This window comes from Micromonospora sp. NPDC023888 (assembly GCF_040639415.1).
Lineage (GTDB): Bacteria > Actinomycetota > Actinomycetes > Mycobacteriales > Micromonosporaceae > Micromonospora.
Map to the genome: position 1 here is coordinate 174750 of NZ_JBEZZW010000004.1, position 21732 is coordinate 196481.

A 21732-nucleotide genomic window follows, 5' to 3' on the forward strand; every position below is an offset into this window, starting at 1 on the left:
CGGAGGTCGGGTCACTCGTGGGTGGTGCCGCCCTCGTCGCCCTCGTAGCCACCCTCGCGCTCGATGATCGGCGAGGGACGCGCCGCCGGGGTGAGCGGCACCGCGATCGGCGCCTGGCCGGTCACCGTGTTGCCGTTGCCGAAGTCGAAGGTCACCGAGACGTTCTGACCGGAGCGCAGCGCCTCGGTCAGGCCGACAAGCCGGAGCTGCGAGGTGGCCTCGGAGTTGAGCTGGATGTAGCTCAGCGGAGCCAGCTCGATCCGAGCCAGTTGGCCGGGGGCGGCCGGGCTGGCCGAGCCCGACGCCCGCGCCGACTCCGGGGCGGACGGCGTGGCCGAGGACGACCCGGTCTCGGACGGCGTCGCCGACGGGCTGGCCGAGCGCGACGCGGAGGTCGACGGGCTCTGCGAGCCGGACGGCGAAGCGCTGCCGGACGGAGACGCGCTGGCCGAGGCGGACGCGGACTCCGAGGCGGACGGCAGCGGGCTCGCCGACCCGCCGCCGATCCGCACCTCGCGAGCGCTCTCGGTGGTGACGGTGACGGTGACCGTCTGCTTGGAGTCGTTGTAGATCACGGCGTTCAGCCCAGCGTCCTGGCCGGCCTTGTAACCCTCGGTGCCCGGGTAGTCCACGAGCAGGCCCCGCACGGAGAAGGAGCCGTTGTTGGTGGTGAGGTTTACGCCCTGGACCGACGGCTCCTTCAACGAGGTCTCGGCGATCTGACCGGCGCCGCATCCGGACGCCAGCAGGCCGGTTGCCGCAATCCCGGACAGCAACAGGGCCGCCCGCCGGGATCCCCTGATCGAGCGCGTCACGTCGGTCCTCCTCGTCACAATCCCCACCCGGGCCGCACGCCGGGCACGGTGGCCATACCCGCGCAGACCGCGCTCCAGGGTAGTTGGGGCTGATCGAGGGCCGCACGCGGACCCGGCAATGCCACCTGGCCGGGGGCTCCTCACACCACCCGACCGCTCGCCACCAGCAGGACCACGTCGATCAGGGCCACCAGCATGACCGCCCGGAAGGCCGCCACCGGTCGCCGGCCGGCCCGGACCGCCGAGCGTCCGGCGTACCAGCTCAGTGCCGGAACCACGGCGGCCGTGCCGACCGCGGCCAACCCGATGGCCGACGGCGGCCCGGGTGGTCCGAGGACCAGGGTCGCGGTCGCCGCGAGGAGCAGACCGGCCGCCGCCGCCCGGCTCCCGGCGGCCCCCAGCCGATGGGGCAGGCCGCGCACCCCGGTCCGGGCGTCGTCGGCCAGGTCGGGCAGCACGTTGGCGAAGTGCGCGCCGGCCCCCAGGCAGGCCGCCGCCACCAACAGCCAGGCGGGTGGGGCCGGCTGACCGGGCAGCGCGAGCACCACGAAGGCGGGCAGCGCGCCGAAGGAGACGGCGTACGGCAGCACCGAGAAGGCGGTGGCCTTGAGCGGCCAGTCGTAGAGCAGCGCCGAGACCAGGGCGACGGTCAGCCAGAACGCCGCCGTCGGGTTCGTGGTCAGCGCCAGCAGCGGACAGGCCACCGCGGCCGCCGCCGCGGACCAGGCCGTGGTGCGCCGGCCGACCGCGCCGGCGGCGACCGGTTTGTCGGTACGCCCCACCGTGGCGTCCCGCTCGGCGTCGAGCGCGTCGTTGGTCCAGCCCACGGCGAGCTGGCTGGCCAGCACGGCGAGCACCACCGAGACGATTCCGGACGGCCGGTGGCCCACTCCCCACGCCAGCAGACCGGCGACCGTGGTCACCGCTGCGGCCGGTTCCGGATGGCTCGCCCTGACCAGCCCTAACACCCTCGGCGACATAAGGGAAGTCTGGTCGTTACCGAGCAGTCGTGCCACTCTCGGTGCCATGCGAGACGTGGCTGCGTCCGCGGCGTCCACCGGCCTCCGGGTGCTGCCGCGAAACGACCCGCGCCAGTACGACGACCTGGCCGGTGAGTGGTGGCGGCCGGATGGCGCGTTCGCGATGCTGCACTGGCTGGCCGCGGCCCGCGCGGCGCTGGTGCCACCGGCGACCCGCCCCGACGAGCTGCTTGTGGACCTGGGTTGCGGTGCCGGCCTGCTCGCGCCGCACCTGACCGGCAAGGGCTACCGCCACGTCGGTGTGGATCTGACCCGCTCGGCGTTGCTCCAGGCGGCCGACCACGGGGTACGCGTCGTCCAGGGTGATGCGACAGCGGTCCCGCTCCCGGACGGTTGCGCCGACGTGGTCTCCGCGGGCGAGCTGCTGGAGCATGTGCCGGCCTGGCCGCGGGTGGTCGCCGAGGCGTGCCGCCTGCTGCGTCCGGGCGGCCTGTTGGTGTTGGACACCCTGAACGACACGGCGCTGGCCCGGCTCGTCGCGGTACGGATCGCCGAGCGGTTGCCGACGGTGCCGCGCGGCATCCACGACCCACGGTTGTTCGTGGACGCTCGGGCGCTTGTCGCCGAGTGTGCTCGGCACGGTGTCGACCTGCGGGTGCGCGGCATCCGTCCGCAGGTGGGCGGCCTGGCCGTCTGGTTGCTGCGGCGAGCCCGCGCGGGCCGGCCGGGCACGACGTCGGCCGGCCGTGCTCCGCGCATCGTGCCGACCCGGTCCACCGCGGTGCTCTACCAGGGGTGGGGGGTCCGAAACGGATAGTCGGGCCGTGGCGGGGTACGGCACTGGTGAGGAGGAGGCGACATGACGGTGCACGCGCTTGAGGCGGCCCGCCGGTTGGCGCCGCGGTTCGCCGCGCGGGCCGCGGAGCACGACCGGGACGGTTCCTTTCCGGTGGACGACTTCCGTGATCTGCGGGAGGCCGGCCTGTTCGGGTTGCTGGTGCCCCGCGCGCTGGGAGGCATGGGAGCGACCTTCGCCGAGTACGCCGCAGTGGCCACTGAGCTTGCCCGGGGCAACGGGGCGACGGCCCTGGTGTTCAACATGCACGCCTCGGTGACCGGCGCGCTCGGCGCGGTCACCGAGGAGTTGGCCGAGGCGTTGGGCGTCCCGGACGAGGCGCTGGCCGCCCGGGATCGCCTGCTCACCGCCGCTGCGCGGGGCTCCTGGTACGCGGTCGCGATGAGCGAGCGTGGGGCCGGCGCCCGGCTGTCCCAACTGAGCACTGTCTACGAGGCCACCGACGAGGGCTGGCATCTCAAGGGCAGCAAGACCTTCTGTTCCGGTGCCGGGCACGCCGACGGCTACCTGGTGGCGGCGCGCAGCGTGGCCGACCAGTCGGTGGTCTCGCAGTTCCTGGTGCCGGCCGGCGACGGCCTGACCGTGGAACCGACCTGGGATTCGCTCGGCATGCGCGCCACCTCCTCCCACGACCTGCACCTAAACGTCAGCGTGTCCGGCGACCGGCTGCTCGGCGGGGTGGAGGGGCTGGCGCTCGTGGTGGCCCAGTTGATGCCGCACTGGCTGGTGGCAAGCTACGCGGCCGTCTACGTGGGGGTGGCCCGGGCTGCCATCGACGCGGCGGCCGAGCATCTCAACGAGCGCAGGTTGGCCGGTCTGCCGGCGGTGCGGGCCCGGCTGGGTCGGGCGGACGCGGCGACGGCCGCCGCGCAACTGGTGGTGGCGGAGGCGGCCCGTCGGGTGGACGAGGCGCCCGGTGACGAGGAGACCAACCGCTGGGTGTGGCGGGCGAAGCTGCTCGCCGGCACCACGGCCGCCGAGGTGGCGGCGTCGGTGCTGGAGGCGGCGGGCACCTCGGCGACCCGTCGTGGTCACCCGTTGGAGCGGCTCTACCGGGATGCCCGCTGCGGCTCACTGCACCCGGCCACGTCTGACGTCTGCGCCGACTGGCTCGGCATCGCCGCGCTGGGCGGCGACCCGGATCGTGACGGATCGGCACCGCGTTGGTGAGCCGACCGTACGGGGCTCGCACGGAAAATAAGCCAGCCGAGGTGGTTGGTGGGACGGCCAGGGGGAGGACAGCATCTGACGAGAGGTGGGGATCGTGTCCGTACCAGTGATCGCGGGGCTCGGGACTGCGCAGCCGCCGTCCGCTTCGCAGGACGAGTTGTGGGAGGGCTTCTTCTCCCGGCACTTCTCCGGCACCACCCGGTCGTTGGCCCAACGGATCTTCGCGAACGCAGGGGTGACCCGGCGGCAGGCCGCGGTCAATCCTCTGCTGGAGGACGTCTCGGACTGGCCGACCGAGCGGCGGATGCGCCGCTACCAGGTGGAGGCTCTGCCGTTGGGCAAGGAGGCGGTGGGTCGTGCGTTGACCGCCGCCGGGTTGGGCGCCGGCGACATCGGGCTGTTCATCGTCTGCTCCTGCACCGGCTACGCCACCCCGGGGCTGGACATCCTGCTCGCCCGGGACCTCGGTATGGCGGCGGACACCCAGCGGATGTTCATCGGCCACATGGGTTGTTACGCGGCGCTGCCGGGGCTCGGCGCGGCGAGTGACTTCGTCACCGCTCGGGGGCGCCCGGCGCTGCTGCTCTGCGCGGAGCTGACCAGCCTGCACATCCAGCCGTCAAGCGCCCGGGTGGACACCCAGCAGATCGTCTCCCACGCGCTCTTCTCGGACGCCGCGGTCGCCGCCGTGGTCGTGCCGGGTGGCCCGGGGTACGCGCTGCGTGAGGTCACCTCGGTCACCGACACCTCGACCGCCGACCACATGACCTGGGACGTCACCGACGCCGGCTTCCGGATGGGGTTGTCGCCGAAGGTGCCGCAGGTGCTGTCGAGGCACGTGCGTGGGCTGGTCGACGAGCTGTTGGCCCGGCACGGCGTCACCACCTCCGAGGTGGACGGATGGGCTGTGCATCCGGGCGGGCCGCGGATCCTCAACGTGGTGGAGCGGGAGTTGGCCCTGCCCGCGCAGGGGTTGGCGGCGTCCCGGGCGACGCTCGACGAGCACGGCAACTGCTCGTCGCCGACCGTGTTGCTGATCCTGGACCGGTTGGGCCGCTCGACGCCTGCGGTCCGACGCATCGTCATGCTGGCGTTCGGCCCTGGCCTCACCCTGTACGCCGCCCTGCTCGATCGACAGGACTGAACGTCTGTCGATCCGGTCGGTACGCTTGATGGATGGATGCGACGGCGGACGAGCGGCTTCGTTCGGCGGTGTTGTTCGGCGCGGCGGTGGCCGTCCTGGTTGCCGGTGGCTGGTGGTGGCGCACCGCCGCGCCCGCCCCGGCGGCCCGGCCGGCTGGTGCGGCGGCGACGCCTGTCGTGGGGCCGAGCGTCAGCACGCCGTTGGAGCGCGCCCTGCTCCGGGGTGCTGGGGTGAATGTGCGGGTCGATGCCGAGACGGGAGCGGTCGTCCGGGCGGTGGATGCCCCGGCGACGGTGATCGACCCGGCCACCGGCAAGATCATCGACATCGAGGGTGATCCGAGCTGGCTCGTCTTCCAGGGTGAGCTGCCCTCGTTCCGCGAGACGATCTGGCAGGAGCGGGCGGTGCTCGTGCCGGGGCAGCGCGTCGTCCGGCAGGCGGGCGGCGGTGACTCCCGTTACCTGTTGCAGTACCGGTGTACCAGGCCGGGCACCCTGTCGGTGACGGTCGTCGAGGGCGATCTGGCCGGGCCGGCGGAGATCGACTGCGACGGCATGATCACCAGCGCCGAGGTGCTCTCGCACGGCAGGCCGTTCCGGGTGTGGCTGTCGACAGTCGGGGTGCGCGAGATCGATGTCGAGGCGCAACTCGTCGGCCTGCCCCTCTAGCGTGGCGTCAGCCGGCGAGGGCGATCAGGTCGTTCCGGTAGGAGTCGACCGGGCCCAGGTCGGGCAGCATCCGGGTCACTGTGCCGGCGCGGTCGACAAGCAGTGCGGTCAGGGTGCCGGGGCGGGCCGGTTGGCCCAGGAACGACCGCAGTCCGCCGGCGGGGTCGGCAAGCGCCCGGGCCCCCGCGCCGGCCGTTGGCGGGGTCGCTACCGCCCGCCCTCCGGCGACGGTGACCACCGCGACTCCGGGAGGCGCTGCCGCCACGGCCTCGTCGATCTGCTCGGGACAGGGGCAGCCGTCCGTCAGGATGATCATGGCGGGCAGCAGGCCGCGCAGCGGTACCGGCGACTGGGCGGCGTCGACCAGGTCCAGCGCGGGCAGTGCCCGGCCGGCGACGGTCGCGGGAGGCGCGTACGGGGCCGGGGTCGGGCGGTCGGTGCCCCGGCTGGCGCGGGGCCAGGCGACGGCGAGCAGGCCGGCCATCGTGGTGAGTAGCGCGACCATCAGCACCAGCAGTGGCAGGGCCAGGTGGCCGGAGCGGCCGCCGGCGGCCCGGCGCAGCTCGCGACGGAGTTGGGCGGCCTCGTCGGCGAGCGCCGAGGCGTCGTCCGGGACCACGACGCGGCCCCACTCGGGCGGTAGGCCGGGCAGGCCGTCGGCTGGCCCGTGACCCTCGGCATCCGGCTTGCCCATCGGACCTCCTGGAAGGGGCTCGAGAGCGGTGTGCGGCTCGGTCTCCAGGGTCCCGCACCAGGGGCACCTCCCGCTACACCTGGGCGCATTCCCGCCGGCCGGGATACCATGGGAAGAGCGCATAGCCCTTGATCTCGACGTTCTGTTCACCCGTGCCGGGCAGTCATCCGCACGTTACGGAGCGTGTTCGAACCATTGGTTTGACCGCCTGTCAAGCTGAAGCAAGACCTCTCACAGGGCCCCTGAGCTGCGCCAACGGTCAGGACATCGGTGAGACATCGGTGCCTGAGCGTGTTACCCTAGACACAGCGAAAGGGGTTTCGAACCTATGGTTTTCAGTGTCGGCGAGACCGTTGTTTACCCCCACCACGGGGCCGCACTCATCGAGGCAATCGAGACTCGGGTCATCAAGGGCGAGCCTAAGCAATACCTCGTCCTGAGGGTCGCGCAGGGTGACCTGACGGTCCGGGTGCCGGCCGAGAACGCCGAGATCGTGGGCGTGCGTGAGGTGGTCGGCGAAGAGGGCCTCGGTAAGGTCTTCGACGTTCTGCGGGCTCCGCACACCGAGGAGCCGACCAACTGGTCGCGGCGTTACAAGGCCAACTTGGAAAAGCTGGCCTCCGGCAATCCGCTGAAGGTCGCCGAGGTCGTGCGTGACCTGTGGCGCCGGGAGCGGGAGCGGGGCCTCTCTGCGGGCGAGAAGCGGATGCTTGCCAAGGCCCGCGACATTCTCGTTGGTGAGGTCGCGCTGGCCGAGAAGAGCACCAAGGATGAGGCGGAGACGCTGCTCGACAAGGTCCTCACCGAGGCCTAGTCCGTAGAGCATCGTCGTCCCACTAAGTAGCGAAGAAACCACCGAGGACCGCGACGTGACCGCGCAGCTCAACCCGCGCGGTGACGTCGCGGTCCTCGTGCCTGCGGCGGGCGCCGGTGTACGGCTCGGCCCCGGCCGACCCAAGGCGCTGCGCCTGCTCGCCGGCGAGCCGCTGTTGGTGCACGCCGTGCGTCGACTGGCCGCCGCACCGTCGGTGCACACGATCGTGGTGGCCGCGCCGGCCGCCGACGTGCAGGCCGTCCGCGAGCTGCTGGCCCCGGTCGCCCCGGTGATCGTGGTGGCCGGCGGTGCGGAACGGCAGGCGTCGGTGGCCGCCGCGCTGGCCGCGGTACCCGCCGGCCCGACGATCGTCCTGGTGCACGACGCCGCCCGCGCGCTCACCCCACCCGCGCTCGTCGAAGCTGTCGCGGCGGCAGTTCGCGACGGGCGGGACGCGGTGATCCCGGTGCTGCCGGTCGTCGACACGATCAAGGAGGTCGGTGCCGGCGAGGTGGTGCTCGGCACCGTCGACCGTTCTGCCCTGCGCGCGGTGCAGACCCCGCAGGGTTTCCGCCGGGCCGTGCTCAGCGCCGCGCACGCCGCGGCCGGCGACCCCCTCACCGACGACGCCGGGTTGGTCGAGAAGCAGGGCGTCGCGGTGAGCTGCGTGCCGGGCTCGGAGTACGCCCTGAAAATCACCAGGCCGTTCGACCTGACGCTGGCCGAGCACCTCCTTGCCGCCTCGGGTTGACGCGTACCCTCTGATCATGATCGTTCCCCGGGTGGCCATCGGCACCGACGTGCACGCGTTCGAGCCCGGCCGGCCCTGCTGGGTCGCGGGCCTGCTCTGGCCCGACCAGGACGGCCTCGCCGGGCACTCGGACGCCGATGTGGCCGCGCACGCCGCCTGCAACGCGCTGCTCTCCGCCGCCGGCCTCGGTGATCTCGGTTCGGCCTTCGGGGTGGATCAGCCGGAGTGGGCCGGCGCCTCCGGGGTGGCGCTGCTGACCGAGACGGCCCGCCGGGTGCGCGCCAGCGGCCTGCAGATCGGCAATGTGTCGGTGCAGGTCATCGGCAACCGACCCAAGATCGGTCGCCGCCGGGCAGAGGCCCAGGAGGTGCTGTCCGCCGCCGTCGGCGCCCCGGTCACCGTCTCCGCCGCGACCACCGACGGGCTTGGCTTCACGGGCCGCGAGGAAGGGCTGGCCGGCGTCGCGGTGGCCCTGGTGTACGACGCGCCGGCCGCCTAAGCTCGCCGCGATGTCCAGCGACCCAGCCCCCGACCGCTCCGCCGCGGACGGCTACCTCCAGCGGGCCCAACTTCTCGCCGAACTCGGCCGCCACGACGAGGCGGCCGGCGAGCTGACCTACGGGTTGGCCCTGCAACCGGATGACGTGGACGCCCTCACCACGCTGGCTCGGGTGCACCTGGCCGCCGGCCGCCCCAGCGAGGCGCTCACCGCCGCGGACACGGCCGTGGCGGCCGCACCGGAGGCCCTCCCGCCGCTTGTCGCCAGGGGCATGGCGCTCGCCGACCTGGAGCGATATGCCGAGTCGGCCGCCACCGCCGACCGGATCCTGGCCCTCGGCCCGGCCGACGCGTACGCCCAGTGGAGCGCGGCGGCGCTCCTGGCGGACGCCCGCAACGGACAACCCGCGCTGAACGCGGCCTGGCGTGGCGTCGAACTGGCACCGGAGGAGCCGCAGGCGCACCTGGTGCTCAGTCTGGTCGCCGCCCGGCTGAACCTGTTCGACCTGGCCGAGCGGGCCTACCGGGAGGCGTTGCGGCTCGATCCGCGCGTCGCCGAGGCTGGGCACGATGTGGGTGTCCTGCGCCTGGAGCAGCGCCGCTGGTCGGACGCGTTGGCGCACGTCGCCGAGACCGTGGCGATCACCCCGAGCCGCATCGACTCGCCGCGGACGCTCGCGCACGGCCTGCACCGCCTGGTGCTCTACGGCGCGGGTTGGTCGCTGGTGGCGGCGGTGCTCGTGGCCTTCGCGGCCTCGGCCAGCGACGGGTTCTCCCGCGTCCTGGCGGTGCTCGCCGCGCTCACCGGGGGGATCGTCGTCTGGCAGCTCGCGGCCCGGTTGCCGGGGCTGACCCGGACCGTTCTGCCGGCGCTGCTGCACTTGGATCGGGCGATCGCGCTGGCGATCTACGCCGTGGCCGCCGCGCCGCTGCTGCTGCTGGTGTACGCGGTGGTCGGCTCGCCGTGGCCGCTGGTGCTGGCCATCGCCGTCACGGCCGTAGCCGAGTTCGCCATCTTCACCAGAACCGCCTTCCGCTAACCCACCCTCCGCGACTAAACCGAACGCGCCCACGTCCAGGCGTACCCCTCGTCCTCGCAGCCGCTGGCGGCGGCGCAGAGATCGAGGGGGCGGAAGGTGTCGACCATGACGGCAAGCTCGTCGAAGTAGTCGGCCCCGATGGAACGCTCGGCGGCACCCGGCTGGGGGCCGTGGGTGAACCCGGACGGGTGCAGCGAGATCGAGCCCTGCTCGATGCCCGAGCCACGGCGGGCCTCGTAGTTGCCGCCGGTGTAGAAGAGCATCTCGTCGGAGTCGACGTTGTGGTGGTTGTACGGCACCGGGATCGAGTCCGGGTGGTAGTCGACCTTGCGGGGCACGAACGAGCAGATGACGAAGTTGGGGCCCTGGAAGGTCTGGTGCACCGGCGGGGGCTGGTGGATGCGGCCGGTGATCGGCTCGAAGTCGTGGATGGAGAACGCCCACGGGTAGAGGTGGCCGTCCCAGCCGACCACGTCGAACGGGTGGTTGGCGTAGACGTAGCGGGTCCAACCACGCCGGTGGCGGACCAGCACCTCGACCTCCTCGCCGTCGACGAGCAGCGGGGCGTCGGGGCCCCGGACGTCGCGCTCGCAGTACGGCGAGTGCTCCAGGAACTGGCCGCGTACGGAGAGGTAGCGCTTGGGCGGGCCGATGTGCCCGGACGCCTCGACGGCGAGCAGCCGGACCGGCTGGTCACCGGTGGGCACCAGCCGGTGGATGGTCGAGGTGGGGATGACGACGTAGTCGCCGGCGACCGCGTCCAGCACCCCGAACGGGGATTCGACCCGCAGGGCGCCCGACTCGACGTAGAGGCAGTGGTCGCCGGTGGCGTCGCGGAACAGGGGTGAGGGCCGGTCGGCGAGCACGTACCCGATCCGGACGTCGTCGTTGGCGAGCAGGTACTGCCGGCCGAGGACGGGGTCGGCGCCGCCGGTGTCCAGCTTGTGGGTGCGCAGGTGGCGGGGCTTGAGCGGCAGGTTCGGTGCCCGGGTGAACGCCGGTGGGGTGAACTCGTCGGCGGCCAGGATCGCCGTGGGCGCGTGCCGGTGGTAGAGCAGGGACGAGTCGGAGGAGAAGCCCTCCTGCCCCATCAGCTCCTCGGCGTAGAGGCTGCCGTCGGGCTGACGGAACTGGGTGTGGCGCTTGCGCGGCACCTCGCCGATGCTGCGGTAATACGGCATCACGCCTCCCGAAATGTCCCGTCCACCGGCCAGGTGTGTCCGATAATCGGACGTTGTTGTCCGATCCTTGTAGCGTCCCGTACATTCTTGTTCCGTGTCAACGCAGGTGCCAGCACTCCTCCACGGCCTGGTGGACGACGCCGCCGTCTTCCCGCCGGGCAGCGCCACGCTGCCCGACGCCCTGGCCGCCCACCGCCAGCACCGCGTCGCCTGGTACGCCGATCTGGTCGGCCCGCTGCTGATCCCGGCCTCGACCGTGGCGCGCGGCGACCTGAGCGGTCTCGTCGATCCCGGCGAGGGTCTGGTCGTCGGCGTGATCGGTGACACCGGGATCGGGAACCTGCCGTTCGCGCTGTCGTCCCTCGCCCCGGACGGCGTCACCGCGCGGCAGGTCGAGGTGGCGGTCGCCAAGCGGGGCGAGGACCCGCTGCCCGGCGTCGCCGAGCTGCTGCGACGTACCGACGCCACGCCGGGCGTCGAGGCCGTGTACGCCGAACTTCCGTTGACCTTCGGGCTGATGGGCGCGCTCGACGCGATCGCCGCCGCCCGGGCCGACGGCGTGCCGATCGCCGCCAAGTTCCGCACCGGCGGACTGGCCGCCGAACTGTTCCCCACCCCGGCCGAGCTGGCCGCCGTGATCTGCGCCTGCCGGGACCGGAACCTGCCGTTCAAGCTCACCGCCGGGCTGCACCAGGCGGTCCGGCACCTCGACCCGGAGACCGGGTTCACCCACCACGGGTACGCCAACGTGCTGGCCGCGACGCTGGCCGCCGCCGACGGCGAGGGCGCGGCCCGGGTCGCCGAGCTGCTGACCGCGCTGGACCCGCGCCCTCTGTTGGAGCGCGCGACCGCACACCTGCACGAACCCCGCCCACTCTGGGTCGGTTTCGGCTCGTGCAGCATCCTGGAACCACTTACCGATCTGATCCGGCTGGGGCTGGTGAACGGGGGCTACGACGCATGACCTGGGTGACCGGCGTTGACGGCTCGCCGTACGGGGTGACGAACCTGCCGTACGGGGTCTTCCGGCGTGACGGGGGCCGGCCGCGGATCGGCGTACGGATCGGGTCGTGGGTGTTCGACCTGGCCGCGGCGGAGGCCGCCGAGCTGGTGCTGGCCGCCGGTGCGTTGTGCCGACCCACCCTCAACGAGTTCATGGCGCTGGGCCGTCCGCAGTGGATCGCGGTGCGGCAGCGGATCACCGAGCTGCTGACCGACCCGGCGCACCGGGCCGACGTGGAGCCGATGCTGCTGCCCCTCGACGACGTGGAGCTGTTGCTGCCGATCGAGGTGGCCGACTACGTCGACTTCTACTCCTCCGAGCACCATGCGTCGAACGTGGGGCAGATCTTCCGCCCCGGTCAGCCGCCGCTGCTGCCGAACTGGAAGCACCTGCCGATCGGCTACCACGGACGGGCCGGCACCGTTGTCGTCTCCGGCACGCCGGTGGTCCGGCCGACCGGCCAGCGGGCCTCCGCCGAGGGGCCGGTCACCGGCCCGTCGGTACGCCTCGACATCGAGGCCGAGGTCGGCTTCGTGGTGGGCGTACCGAGCCGGTTGGGTGATCGGGTGTCGGTCGACGACTTCGCCGACCACGTCTTCGGGGTGGTGCTCGTCAACGACTGGTCGGCCCGGGACATCCAGGCCTGGGAGTACCAGCCGCTCGGCCCGTTCCTCGGCAAGTCGTTCGCCACCTCGATCTCGGCCTGGGTGACGCCGCTGGACGCTCTCGGCGACGCCTTCGTACCGGCGCCCGACCAGGACCCGCCGGTCGTCGACTATCTGCGCGACGTGCCGCACCTGGGTCTGGACCTCCGACTGGCGGTCGAGTGGAACGGCGAGCGGGTGAGCGAGCCGCCGTTCGCCACCATGTACTGGACGCCGGCACAGCAGTTGGCGCACCTCACCGTCAACGGCGCGTCGCTGCGCACCGGCGACCTGTACGCCTCCGGCACCGTCTCCGGCCCCGACCGATCGGAGGTCGGCTCGTTCCTGGAACTCACCTGGGGTGGGGCGGAGCCGGTGAAGGTGGGCGACGAGAGCCGCACCTTCCTCGCCGACGGTGACACGGTGACCATCACCGCCACCGCGCCCGGTCCGGACGGCACCACCATCGCGTTGGGCGAGGTGAGCGGCACCATTCGTCCGGCCGCCTGAGCGGTCGCATTCCATCCGTCTCGTGCACGGGACCGGTTATCGCACAGCCCGTGCGATAACCGGCCCCGGTTGACCCGTTGATCGTCCGGATCCCGTTGCCTCGCCGCGTGATCCGAGCCGGGCTCAATCCGGCTGTCAGCGGTGGGGCATCCATCGCACACGGAGGTAACGACGATGCACGATCTTGCGGACGCGGTCTGGCGTACCAGCAGCCGTTCCAACGACCAGGGGCTCTGCGTGGAAGTGGCGGACAACCTGGTCGACGTCCATGGTCTGGTCGCGATCCGCGACTCCAAGGACCAGGCCGGTCCCACACTCGCGGTCAGCCCGCCGGGGTGGACAGCCTTCATCGGGGCGATCCGGGCCGGTCGCTTCGAACACTGACCGGAGCATCGGCACCGGACGACGACGTCTGGTGCCGAGCGTCGGTCCAATCGGACAGCGTGGCCTCCGGGAGGTGAAAAACCCGTCCCGGGGGCCCCGGCCGGCCCTCACTCCGCGTACCGTCGGGGACACGGGAGGCTGGCATGTCGACGGTGGCGGTTACCAGGTTCATCGAGGCGCACGCTGTCGATGTCTGGTGTCTGCTGACCGACCTGCCCGGCCGCACGGCCCGGCTGACCGCCGCCGGCCCGATCGAGGTGCTCACTCCGGGTCCGTTCGGGCCGGGCACCGCCTGGCGTGAGGCGCGTGCCCAGCCCGGCGGCGGCACGCTTACCGAAGAGTTCCTGGTGGTGGAGGCGCTCGCCCCACACCGGTTGGTGCTCTGTTCGTCAGGTGCTGGCGTGGACTACCGGATCACCTGGAGTTTGCGACAGGTCCGGCGTCGCCGTCGCGGTTGCACGGCGGTCACCGTCACCCACGAGGCCGTGCCGACCGCTCCGTACGGTCGGGTGGTGGCCCTGCTGCTCGGCGGCCTCGCCGCGCGGGCGGTCGAGGTGGCGCTCGGGCGCGACCTCGCCGACCTGGCCGTCGCGGCCGGTGCCGGCTCCGTCGAAGCCGCCTGAGCCCCGGCTGGTCACCTCCGCCACCGCGCGTGGTCGTCGTGACCTGCGCGGGGTTCGGCCGGTTCCGCTGGGTAGGGTGCCGGGCGGAGGTGCGGCATGGGGATCCCGAGGGGCCGACGGCGGCTCGCGATGGCTGTCGCGGCGCTGCTCGCGACAGTGGCTGTCGCGGTCATCGTCCACCGGGTGCTCGCGCCGGCCGAGGTGAGCACGGTGGCCCGGGCCGAGTATCCACCGGCTGCCCAACCGGCCGCCGGTGTGGTCGGTCGACTGCCGGTCGCCCCGTTGATCGTGGACGGGAGGCTGCGGGTGTACGCCGCGCACCGCCAGGTCTACGCCGACCGGCCCGTCGACGGTCGGCACCGGACCACCCCGTACTGGTCGTACCGCCGCTGGCCGGCGGCGTTGACCGGGGTGGTGGCCAGCGGCAGCACGGTGGTCAGCCGTTGGTCCGACGGGCAACTGGTCGCGCTCGACGCGCCTACCGGTCGGGTGCTCTGGAAGGCCGACGGCCCGGAGCCCGCCGAGAGCGAGGCGGTGGTGCGGCGTACCGGTGCGGTGACCGTCTGGGATCCGCGCGGGCTCCACCTCACCGACCTCCCGGACGGCCGCACGGTCGTGGTGGTCAGCGGCGACGCCGAGGCACGCGGCGTCGAGGTGAGCGGTGGTCAGCGGCTGTGGCGGGTCGACCTGCCGGGCAGTTGCCGCAGCGACGTCGGCACCACCGCCGCCGGCGAGCTGATCGGTCTGGACCGATGTGCCGGGCCCGCGACCGTCGAGTTCCGGGATGCGGCGACCGGCGCGGTGCGCGAACGGTGGCGACCGCCCGGTGGGTCGGGCGAGTTGGTGGTGACTCCGCTCGGTTGTCGTACCGGCCGGTCGGACTGCCCGGCCCTGCGCACCGGGGGACCGGGCGACGCGGCCGGCCGAGGGTGGCTGGTGGGCGCCGGCCAGCCGGTCGCCGCCCCCGGGCTCGATCCGGCCGGCGCCACGGTGGTGGGTGACCAGGCCGTCGTGGTGCTCGACGGGGTGGCGGTGGGTCGGTCGGCGCGTACGGGCGCCGAGCTGTGGCGGTCCGCCGGCCTCGGTGCGGCCCGGGTCCTGGCCGCGCAGCCTGGTCGGGTGCACCTGCTGACCGAAGCCAACGACCTGGTGACGCTGGACCCGGTGACCGGTAGGCGACTGTCCCGCTTCTCGCTGAACGTCGGACGGGACGGAACGGGTTGGGTGCCCGGCGCGGTGGGGGTCGGGGGCGGCTACCTGGCGGTGGAACGACTCCGCAGGCCGGTCGACCCTGCTGCCGACGACAGGCGCTACTACCTGACCGCGGAAGCGGTGATCCTGGCGGCCACCTGATCGTGGCGTCTCCGGCACCCGGAGAGCCGAACCGTCCATACCCTTTGTCAGGAAAAGGTATGTTTCTCACGGTTCAGGTTTTTCTTCCGGAAGGGGTCGGCGCATGGGCAGGACAGCAGCCAACTACGTCGCGGGCGGTGCACTAGCCGCAGCCGCGAGCCTCGCGCTGGCGGTTCCGCCGCTGCTGGCCGCGGATCCCGCTTCGGCGCGCGGGTTCGGTGCCGTCCAGGCCGCGCCGTCGGCCGACACCGGCGTCACCTTCGAGATCCTGCCGGCGACGCCGACACCCACACCGACGCAACCCGCGCCACCCACCCCCACACCAACGCAACCCGCGCCACCCACGCCCACGCCGACGCAGCCCACGCCGGCACCGCCCCAGCCCACGCCCAGCCACAGCGGTCAACTGCCGGTCACCGGTTCCGGCGGGTCGACGTTGCTGCTCGCCGGACTGGGCGTGATCCTGCTGATCGTCGGTGGGCTGCTCGCCGCCCGTCGCCGGCGGCCAGTGTGACGTACGCCGGCCGTCGGCGGCTGGTGCGAGCCCGCCGCCGGCGGCCGATGCGCTGCGCGGCCGCCGGCGTCGCGTCAGTGTCCGGCCGAGACCCGCTCCCGTGGTCTGCCGCTGGGCGGCCGAGGGGACTGCCGGGAGCGCCGGACCAGCACCGCGAGGCCGGCGAGGAGCAGAAGGCCCGCGACGACCGCCGCCACGGTCCAACCGGACGTCATCCGGGAGATGGCGCTGCCCCGCTTGCCGACCTGACCCGCGTCGGGGAACCGGATCTGCGCGCTGATGCTGCGTTTCACCAGCCCGCTCTCCAGGTTCACCTCGATCTTCCAGGGCCCGTTCGGCAACTCGGCGGGTAGCCGGGCGACGACCTGGCCGGAGCCACCCGGCGGTAGCGTGACGCCCTGCCCGACCTGGAACGGGCCGGCTCGGCTGCCGGCTGGCCCGTCGCTGAGGGTGACCGAGCCGGTCAGGTCGATGGCGCGGCCACCGGTGTTGGTGACCTGGGCGGTCACCGAGGGCTCGCCCGCCGGGCTGCGGGCCGGGCGAAGCTCACCTATCGAGAAGTCGGAGACCGGCTCGCCCCCGGGCCCGATGTCGAGGTACATCCGGACGCCGACCCGGTGGATCTGGGTGACCTCCCCGTCGGAGCGGGGCGCGGAGGTGGCGGACGCCCAGATCACCCCGTACCGCTCGCCGCGCGAGGCGGCCGGTGGCACCGTGATGGTCGCCCGGACCCGCGCCTCGCCCCACGGTTCCACCTCCACGACGGAGCTGTCGAGGGTGATCCAGGAGGTCAGCTCGTTGGCCGCGCGGCCCTCGCCGAACCTGAACTCCGAGCCAGCCACGGCCGCCGCTCCCGCGTACACGTCGATGCGGCGGGCCTCGTCGGTGCGATTGCTGATCAGCAGTTGCCGCTTGATGGTGGTGCCCGGCGGCAGGTGATCGACGATGTAGCGCAACGCCCGGGGGTCGTCGCGGCGATTGCTCGGCGCCTCCAGCAGCCGGATCCCGAGGCGGTCGTCGGCGTCCGGCTCGGCCGCGCCGGCCCGGGTCGACAGACCCGGACCGGCGAGGCAGAGCAGCGCCAGCGCGACCGCGACGGTCGACCGGCCGTGGCGGCTAGGCCACCGAATGCGTCACCGTCCCGGTGTAGACGCCCGCGATGCTGTCCAGCGGCACGTTGACGACCAGAGTGGGGTTCCAGGTCGCCGTGTTGCCGCCGGTGCCACCGGTGTGGGTGAACGCCGTGACCGGGGTGACGCTGTCCAGCGGTTCCGCCTCCGGGGCGGTGGGCTGACCGGGCGTGAAGGTGCCGGTGCCGGTGGTCGCCGTTGCCGGGCCCGACCAGTAGTCGATCTCCCCCGGGAGAACTGTCTCGGCGGGGGTGCCGCCACCGGTCTGGAAGACGGTGGCGGTCACCGTGGCCACCCAGGAGGCGTCCGCCGCACCCCGGGAGTCGGTGACCGTGACCGGGCCGAGCTGGCCGGTGATGACGCTGCCGGGCGCGCCGCTGCCCAGGTCGGCGGTGGCCGGCGCGTCGATGTCGAGGGTTCCCGCTGCCACCTCGAACGTGACGGTGGTGGTGTCGGTCGGCGCGGCGGCGGCCGGTGCGGCGAGGAAGCCCACCATCGCGGCGGCGGCCGCTCCGGCGAGGCAGATCTTGGCAGTACGCACTGTTTGTTACCCCGTTTTCTCGAAGTGGGCCGGCGTGATTCCTCGATACAGCCGGCTACTTCGGAAGATAGGGCAGTTAAAGGGACGGAAGTGGACAAACAGCGCTTATGGCACCGATCCGGGTCAGCTCAGCGCCGACTCCGCAGCGGCCAGGAACGCGTCGTTCTCCGCGGAGGTGCCGATGGTGACCCGGACGCCGTCCCCGGCGAACGGCCGCACGATCACCCCGCGCGCCTCGCATGCCTTGCCGAACGCCACGGCCCGCTCGCCAAGCGGCAGCCAGACGAAGTTGGCCTGGCTCGCCGGCACCTCGGGCACGAACTTGCGCAGCGCCTCACCGACCCGATCCCGCTCGGCGACGACCAGGGCGCAGCGGCGCGCCATCTCCGTCGCCTGGGTCAGCGCGGCGAGCGCCCCGGCCTGAGCCGCCGTGCTGCTGGAGAACGGGGTCGCCACCTTGCGGATGGCCGCGGCCACCACCGGCTGGGCAACCAGCCAGCCCATCCGGAGCCCGGCCAGACCCCACGCCTTCGACAGCGTGCGCAACACCGCCACGTTCGGCCGGTCCAGGTAGTCGAGACCATCCGGCACCTCCGGATCCGTGACGAACTCCCGGTACGCCTCGTCGATCACCACAAGCACGTCGTCCGGCACCGCGTCGAGGAACCGGTCCAGCTCGGCCCGGCGCACCGCCGTACCGGTCGGGTTGTTCGGGTTGCAAACGAAGATCACCCGGGTCCGGTCGGTCACCGCCGCGGCCATCGCCGCCAGGTCGTGCCCGTGCCCGGCGTCGTTCGGCACCCGCACGCTTGTCGCGCCACTTGTCGCCACGATGATCGGGTACGCCTCGAAGGACCGCCACGAGTAGAGCACCTCGTCGCCGGGCAGGCAGGTGGCCCGGACCAGGTGCTCGGCGAGCGCCACCGACCCGCAGCCGGTCGCGATCCGGTCGGCGTCCACCCCGTACCGCTCGGCCAGCGCGTCCCGCAGCGCGACCACGCCCATGTCCGGGTAGCGGTGCGAGGTGGTGATCGCCTCGGTGACCGCCTCCACCACGCCCGGCAGCGGCCCGTACGGCACCTCGTTGCTGGCCAGCTTGATGGCCTCCGGGAGGCCCAACTCCCGAGCCAGGTCGGCCGGACTGCGCCCCGGCACGTAGCTGGGTAGCGCGTCCAGGTCGGCGCGGGTCAGCCGCAGCGCCGGCTGGTGACGTCCGGAGTCGGTCATGGGGTGTCTCCCGGGGGCTGGTTGCGGTCGTTCGAGGGGGTGGAAGCGGTGGGGGGCGGAACTTCGACGACGACTGTCTGCGCGCGCTTGTCGTGCAGCGCCTGGCGCAGCGGATGGTCGAAGAGCGGGGAGAGGGCGTCGACCAGTTGCAGCACCAGACCGATCCCGGCGCAGTACCAGAACAGCGTCGGCGGACCCAGCAGAATCCACCGGGCCAGCGACCGGCCCATGCCCAGCGGCTGGTCGGCGGCGAGCGGCACCGCCCGGATCCGCATCAGCCGCTTGCCGACGGTCTGCCCACTGGCGGCCATGGCCGGCACCTCGTACGCCAGCCAGAGCGCGGTGGCGATCAGCAGGATCACCACCAGGAGCGAGTTGGCCTGCTCGCCTGGCAACGGCAGGCCCTCGGCGGAGGTCTCGCCCCGCTCCGCCCGCCGGAAGATCTCCCGCCAGTACGGTGCCCACTCCTGCGCCCAACGCCAGACGAACCAGCCGTTGGCCACGATGTTCAGTGCGAAGAGAAGCCCGAAGTCGATGATCCGAGCGACCAACCGGCGGCCGTAGCCGGCCAGCACGAGGCCATGTGGTCGTGGCTCGGGCGGTCGCATCGACCACCCGGGGTGGCCGGGCGGGGGCGCCCAGCCAGGTTGGCCGCCCGGAGGCGCCCAGCCCGGCGGACTGCTCTGTGGACCCCAACCAGGAGGGCCGGCGGCCGGGCCCCAGCCTGGGCCGTGGCCCGGCTGCGGGCCGTACCCCGGTGGTGGACCCTGCTGCGGTGGCCCGCCGGGCACGACGGTCGCCGGGCCCACGGCGGCGGGCGCGGCCGGGGCGACCGGAGCGGGCGACGGCTCGGCCGGTGGAGGACCGTCCGGCGGGGTGGCATCGACGGGGATGGGCGCGCCGAGCCAACCCTCGCCGTCCCAGTAACGTCGGGTGTCGGTGTCGGCCGGATCCACGTACCAGCCAGGTTGAACGCTCACGCCGCCGCTCCGCTTCGCTGCGCGACGGCGCGAGGCGCCACGCTACTGAGCCTGCTGGTTCGTTCGCTGCGCTCGCTCACGTCGCCGCTCCGCTTCGCTGCGCGACGGCGCGAGGCGCCACACTACTGAGCCTGCTGGTTCGCTCGCTGCGCTCGCTCACCAGGACACCTTAACGACGACCGTCTCAGCGAACTTGTCGTGGAGGCACTGCTGCCACGGCTTGTCCCAGAGCTGCCACAATCCGTCGACGTAGACGCCGGCCGGGACCAACGAGCCCCCCAGGTACTGCACGAGCCAGCGCCGGCCGGCCATCCGCCGGTCCAGCGTGCGGGTCGGGTCGATCGGCACCACGCGCAGGTTCAGCACCTTCTTGCCGACCGTCTGACCGCCGCGCTTGAGGTACTCCACGTGGTAGAGCCAGTAGAACCCGAGCGTCACGACGAGGAACCCGAGTTGCAGCAGCATGATCGGCAGGAAGAACTCGAGGAAGAAGGTGGCCATGTCGGGTGCCACAAGTGAGCCGTCCGGGTTGGTCCGGCCCATCTCGGTGACCATCCGCCACCAGAGGATGACGAAGAACGGCAGGAACAGCACAAGCGACACGGCGCTCGCCAGGGCCGTGTCGATCAGCCAGGCCAGCAGCCGGTCGGCGAAGCTCGCCAGCGGCTGACCGCCCGGGCTCAGCGGTGGAGGCAGCGGGCCGGGTGGTCCGGCGTGCCACGGCGGCGGGGCGTACCCGGGCGGGGCGTACCCGGGTGGGGCGTACTGCGGCGGCGCGGCGTACCCATGGGGGATCTGTCCGGGCGGCGGCGCGACGCCGCCGGCGGCGGGCGGAGGCCCACCGACCGGCGGCGTCGGGTACGACGGAGGCTGCGTCACGCTCGACAGTGTTACAGGTTGCCGCGGGCTTCCTGCTCCCGCTCGATGGCCTGGAAGAGCGCCTTGAAGTTGCCCTTGCCGAAGCCCAGCGAGCCGTGCCGCTCGATCAGCTCGAAGAAGACGGTGGGGCGGTCCTGCACCGGCTTGGTGAAGATCTGGAGCAGGTAGCCGTCCTCGTCCCGGTCGACCAGGATCTTGCGGGCCTTCAGCTCCTCGATCGGCACCCGCACCTTGCCGATGCGGGCGCGCAGCTCGGGGTCCTCGTAGTACGAGTCCGGGGTGTCCAGGAACTCCACCCCGGCGGCCCGCATCGCGTCGACGCTGGCCAGGATGTCGTTGGTGGCGACGGCGATGTGCTGCGCCCCGGGGCCCTGGTAGAACTCCAGGTACTCGTCGATCTGGGACTTCTTGCGGGCGATCGCCGGCTCGTTGAGCGGGAACTTCACCTTGCGGGTGCCGTTCGCGACGACCTTGCTCATCAGCGCCGAGTAGTCGGTGGCGATGTCGTCGCCGACGAACTCCGCCATGTTGGAGAAGCCCATCACCCGCTTGTAGAACTCGACCCACTCGTCCATCCGGCCCAGCTCCACGTTGCCGACGACGTGGTCGACGGCCTGGAAGAAGCGCTTCGGCTGGATGCCGGCGTCGATCATCGGCTGCCGGTCCACGATCGGGCCGCGAGCGGTGAAGCCGGGCAGGAACGGGCCGGTGTAGCGGGACCGGTCGACCAGGGTGTGCCGGGTGTCGCCGTACGCGGCGATGGCGGCCATCCGGACGGTGCCGTGCTCGTCGGTCACCTCGTGCGGCTCGACGACGCTGGCAGCGCCCTGCGCGATGGCGTGCGCGTACGCGGCGTCGACGTCCGGCACCTCAAGCGCGATGTCGCTGATCCCGTCGCTGTGCTTCGCCACGTGCTCGGCGCCGTCGGCGTCCGGGCGCACCGCGCCGGTCAGCACGAACCGGGCCGAGCCGCTGGTGAGCACGTACTGGGCGTGGTCGCGGTAACCCTGCTCCGGGCCGCGGTACGCCACGCAGGTCATGCCGAACGCGGTGGAGTAGTAGTGCGCGGCCTGCTTGGCGTTGCCGACCAGGAAGTGCACGTGGTCGAGGCCCCGGACCGGGAACGGGTCGTGGCTGATGTCGTGGTCGACAGCGCCGACGAGCCGGTCGACGTCGACGTCCTCGGTCGACTGGGGTCGGTCGATCGCCTGGGTCATGGTGGGCTCCCTCGCGTACCGGCCGGCCTCGTGGGCCGCCGTGGTCGGTTCTTTCAGGGAGGATCGCTGCCCCGGCACCGGGTGGGCAACTGTGGCAGGAAATGCTGGTCAGGTTG

General features: G+C 72.7%; 24 protein-coding genes. 14 read left to right on the top strand and 10 right to left on the bottom strand.

The window, feature by feature from the left end; all coding sequences use genetic code 11:
- Window positions 1-11: 11 nt before the first annotated feature.
- On the bottom strand, window positions 12-815 hold the full coding sequence (locus AB0F61_RS05340; RefSeq protein WP_357803506.1) for a hypothetical protein: 804 nt from the start codon (window positions 813-815) through the stop codon (window positions 12-14).
- A 140-nt stretch (window positions 816-955) separates the two neighbouring features.
- A complete protein-coding gene (locus AB0F61_RS05345; RefSeq protein ID WP_357803508.1) occupies window positions 956-1795 on the bottom strand; it encodes a UbiA family prenyltransferase in 840 nt (279 codons plus the stop codon).
- A gap of 46 nt (window positions 1796-1841) precedes the next feature.
- On the opposite strand from AB0F61_RS05345, the gene AB0F61_RS05350 reads away from it, so the two are divergent.
- The 4 genes from AB0F61_RS05350 (at window position 1842) to AB0F61_RS05365 (ending at window position 5633) form a co-directional block, all read left to right on the top strand.
- Window positions 1842-2612 (top strand): methyltransferase domain-containing protein, encoded by a 771-nt coding sequence (locus AB0F61_RS05350; protein ID WP_357803510.1) that lies wholly within the window; start codon window positions 1842-1844, stop codon window positions 2610-2612.
- A 42-nt stretch (window positions 2613-2654) separates the two neighbouring features.
- On the top strand, window positions 2655-3821 hold the full coding sequence (locus AB0F61_RS05355) for an acyl-CoA dehydrogenase family protein (protein ID WP_357803512.1): 1167 nt from the start codon (window positions 2655-2657) through the stop codon (window positions 3819-3821).
- Between the two features lie 85 nt (window positions 3822-3906).
- A complete protein-coding gene (locus AB0F61_RS05360; RefSeq protein ID WP_357803514.1) occupies window positions 3907-4965 on the top strand; it encodes a type III polyketide synthase in 1059 nt (352 codons plus the stop codon).
- A gap of 32 nt (window positions 4966-4997) precedes the next feature.
- Entirely contained in the window at window positions 4998-5633 is a 636-nt protein-coding gene (locus AB0F61_RS05365) for a hypothetical protein (protein ID WP_357803516.1), read from the top strand.
- 7 nt (window positions 5634-5640) lie between these two features.
- Here the strand turns inward: AB0F61_RS05365 and AB0F61_RS05370 are convergent, their stop codons facing one another.
- Window positions 5641-6327: a hypothetical protein gene (locus AB0F61_RS05370; protein ID WP_357803517.1), complete on the bottom strand. Its 687-nt coding sequence runs from the start codon at window positions 6325-6327 to the stop codon at window positions 5641-5643.
- Between the two features lie 328 nt (window positions 6328-6655).
- Between AB0F61_RS05370 and AB0F61_RS05375 the strand changes: the two genes are divergently transcribed.
- The 4 genes from AB0F61_RS05375 to AB0F61_RS05390 are packed head-to-tail and all read left to right on the top strand — an operon-like array spanning window position 6656 to window position 9430.
- Entirely contained in the window at window positions 6656-7141 is a 486-nt protein-coding gene (locus tag AB0F61_RS05375; protein ID WP_007073334.1) for a CarD family transcriptional regulator, read from the top strand.
- 55 nt (window positions 7142-7196) lie between these two features.
- The gene (gene ispD / locus AB0F61_RS05380) at window positions 7197-7892 is read left to right on the top strand and encodes a 2-C-methyl-D-erythritol 4-phosphate cytidylyltransferase (RefSeq protein WP_357803519.1); all 696 of its coding nucleotides are present in this window, start codon (window positions 7197-7199) and stop codon (window positions 7890-7892) included.
- Between the two features lie 13 nt (window positions 7893-7905).
- Complete coding sequence (ispF, locus tag AB0F61_RS05385; RefSeq protein WP_357803687.1) at window positions 7906-8391, top strand: 2-C-methyl-D-erythritol 2,4-cyclodiphosphate synthase; 486 nt, start codon at window positions 7906-7908, stop codon at window positions 8389-8391.
- Between the two features lie 10 nt (window positions 8392-8401).
- A complete protein-coding gene (locus tag AB0F61_RS05390) occupies window positions 8402-9430 on the top strand; it encodes a tetratricopeptide repeat protein (protein ID WP_357803521.1) in 1029 nt (342 codons plus the stop codon).
- Window positions 9431-9444: 14 nt separating this feature from the next.
- On the opposite strand, the gene AB0F61_RS05395 is transcribed toward AB0F61_RS05390, so the two are convergent.
- On the bottom strand, window positions 9445-10611 hold the full coding sequence (locus tag AB0F61_RS05395; RefSeq protein WP_357803522.1) for a homogentisate 1,2-dioxygenase domain-containing protein: 1167 nt from the start codon (window positions 10609-10611) through the stop codon (window positions 9445-9447).
- Between the two features lie 94 nt (window positions 10612-10705).
- Between AB0F61_RS05395 and AB0F61_RS05400 the strand changes: the two genes are divergently transcribed.
- From AB0F61_RS05400 to AB0F61_RS05425, 6 genes are all read left to right on the top strand, one after another.
- Window positions 10706-11575 carry a hypothetical protein gene (locus AB0F61_RS05400; protein WP_357803524.1) on the top strand — a complete coding sequence of 290 codons (870 nt, stop codon included), beginning with the start codon at window positions 10706-10708 and terminating at the stop codon, window positions 11573-11575.
- A complete protein-coding gene (gene fahA / locus AB0F61_RS05405; RefSeq protein ID WP_357803526.1) occupies window positions 11572-12768 on the top strand; it encodes a fumarylacetoacetase in 1197 nt (398 codons plus the stop codon). Before AB0F61_RS05400 ends, fahA begins: the two co-directional genes overlap by 4 nt.
- 174 nt (window positions 12769-12942) lie before the next feature.
- On the top strand, window positions 12943-13152 hold the full coding sequence (locus AB0F61_RS05410; protein WP_357803528.1) for a DUF397 domain-containing protein: 210 nt from the start codon (window positions 12943-12945) through the stop codon (window positions 13150-13152).
- Between the two features lie 143 nt (window positions 13153-13295).
- The gene (locus tag AB0F61_RS05415) at window positions 13296-13775 is read left to right on the top strand and encodes an SRPBCC family protein (protein ID WP_357803530.1); all 480 of its coding nucleotides are present in this window, start codon (window positions 13296-13298) and stop codon (window positions 13773-13775) included.
- 96 nt (window positions 13776-13871) lie between these two features.
- Window positions 13872-15128 carry a PQQ-binding-like beta-propeller repeat protein gene (locus AB0F61_RS05420; protein WP_357803532.1) on the top strand — a complete coding sequence of 419 codons (1257 nt, stop codon included), beginning with the start codon at window positions 13872-13874 and terminating at the stop codon, window positions 15126-15128.
- A 103-nt stretch (window positions 15129-15231) separates the two neighbouring features.
- Complete coding sequence (locus AB0F61_RS05425) at window positions 15232-15642, top strand: LPXTG cell wall anchor domain-containing protein (RefSeq protein ID WP_357803533.1); 411 nt, start codon at window positions 15232-15234, stop codon at window positions 15640-15642.
- 74 nt (window positions 15643-15716) lie between these two features.
- On the opposite strand, the gene AB0F61_RS05430 is transcribed toward AB0F61_RS05425, so the two are convergent.
- The 6 genes from AB0F61_RS05430 to hppD form a co-directional block, all read right to left on the bottom strand.
- A complete protein-coding gene (locus tag AB0F61_RS05430) occupies window positions 15717-16598 on the bottom strand; it encodes a hypothetical protein (RefSeq protein WP_357803535.1) in 882 nt (293 codons plus the stop codon).
- A 160-nt stretch (window positions 16599-16758) separates the two neighbouring features.
- Window positions 16759-17313: a hypothetical protein gene (locus AB0F61_RS05435; RefSeq protein ID WP_357803537.1), complete on the bottom strand. Its 555-nt coding sequence runs from the start codon at window positions 17311-17313 to the stop codon at window positions 16759-16761.
- A gap of 123 nt (window positions 17314-17436) precedes the next feature.
- Window positions 17437-18540 carry a histidinol-phosphate transaminase gene (gene hisC, locus AB0F61_RS05440; RefSeq protein WP_357803539.1) on the bottom strand — a complete coding sequence of 368 codons (1104 nt, stop codon included), beginning with the start codon at window positions 18538-18540 and terminating at the stop codon, window positions 17437-17439.
- A complete protein-coding gene (locus AB0F61_RS05445) occupies window positions 18537-19520 on the bottom strand; it encodes an RDD family protein (protein WP_357803541.1) in 984 nt (327 codons plus the stop codon). Before AB0F61_RS05445 ends, hisC begins: the two co-directional genes overlap by 4 nt.
- 156 nt (window positions 19521-19676) lie before the next feature.
- Complete coding sequence (locus AB0F61_RS05450) at window positions 19677-20399, bottom strand: RDD family protein (protein ID WP_357803543.1); 723 nt, start codon at window positions 20397-20399, stop codon at window positions 19677-19679.
- A gap of 11 nt (window positions 20400-20410) precedes the next feature.
- The gene (gene hppD, locus AB0F61_RS05455) at window positions 20411-21616 is read right to left on the bottom strand and encodes a 4-hydroxyphenylpyruvate dioxygenase (protein WP_357803545.1); all 1206 of its coding nucleotides are present in this window, start codon (window positions 21614-21616) and stop codon (window positions 20411-20413) included.
- Window positions 21617-21732 lie beyond the last annotated feature (116 nt).

What these genes read in the sequence shown, in the direction of transcription:
- AB0F61_RS05345 (WP_357803508.1), bottom strand. Translation starts at nt 1,795, where the DNA reads ATGTCGCCGAGGGTGTTAGGGCTGGTCAGGGCGAGCCATCCGGAACCG.
- AB0F61_RS05350 (WP_357803510.1), top strand. Translation starts at nt 1,842, where the DNA reads ATGCGAGACGTGGCTGCGTCCGCGGCGTCCACCGGCCTCCGGGTGCTG.
- AB0F61_RS05355 (WP_357803512.1), top strand. Translation starts at nt 2,655, where the DNA reads ATGACGGTGCACGCGCTTGAGGCGGCCCGCCGGTTGGCGCCGCGGTTC.
- AB0F61_RS05365 (WP_357803516.1), top strand. Translation starts at nt 4,998, where the DNA reads ATGGATGCGACGGCGGACGAGCGGCTTCGTTCGGCGGTGTTGTTCGGC.
- AB0F61_RS05370 (WP_357803517.1), bottom strand. Translation starts at nt 6,327, where the DNA reads ATGGGCAAGCCGGATGCCGAGGGTCACGGGCCAGCCGACGGCCTGCCC.
- AB0F61_RS05375 (WP_007073334.1), top strand. Translation starts at nt 6,656, where the DNA reads ATGGTTTTCAGTGTCGGCGAGACCGTTGTTTACCCCCACCACGGGGCC.
- AB0F61_RS05390 (WP_357803521.1), top strand. Translation starts at nt 8,402, where the DNA reads ATGTCCAGCGACCCAGCCCCCGACCGCTCCGCCGCGGACGGCTACCTC.
- AB0F61_RS05395 (WP_357803522.1), bottom strand. Translation starts at nt 10,611, where the DNA reads ATGCCGTATTACCGCAGCATCGGCGAGGTGCCGCGCAAGCGCCACACC.
- fahA (WP_357803526.1), top strand. Translation starts at nt 11,572, where the DNA reads ATGACCTGGGTGACCGGCGTTGACGGCTCGCCGTACGGGGTGACGAAC.
- AB0F61_RS05410 (WP_357803528.1), top strand. Translation starts at nt 12,943, where the DNA reads ATGCACGATCTTGCGGACGCGGTCTGGCGTACCAGCAGCCGTTCCAAC.
- AB0F61_RS05415 (WP_357803530.1), top strand. Translation starts at nt 13,296, where the DNA reads ATGTCGACGGTGGCGGTTACCAGGTTCATCGAGGCGCACGCTGTCGAT.
- AB0F61_RS05420 (WP_357803532.1), top strand. Translation starts at nt 13,872, where the DNA reads ATGGGGATCCCGAGGGGCCGACGGCGGCTCGCGATGGCTGTCGCGGCG.
- AB0F61_RS05425 (WP_357803533.1), top strand. Translation starts at nt 15,232, where the DNA reads ATGGGCAGGACAGCAGCCAACTACGTCGCGGGCGGTGCACTAGCCGCA.
- hisC (WP_357803539.1), bottom strand. Translation starts at nt 18,540, where the DNA reads ATGACCGACTCCGGACGTCACCAGCCGGCGCTGCGGCTGACCCGCGCC.
- hppD (WP_357803545.1), bottom strand. Translation starts at nt 21,616, where the DNA reads ATGACCCAGGCGATCGACCGACCCCAGTCGACCGAGGACGTCGACGTC.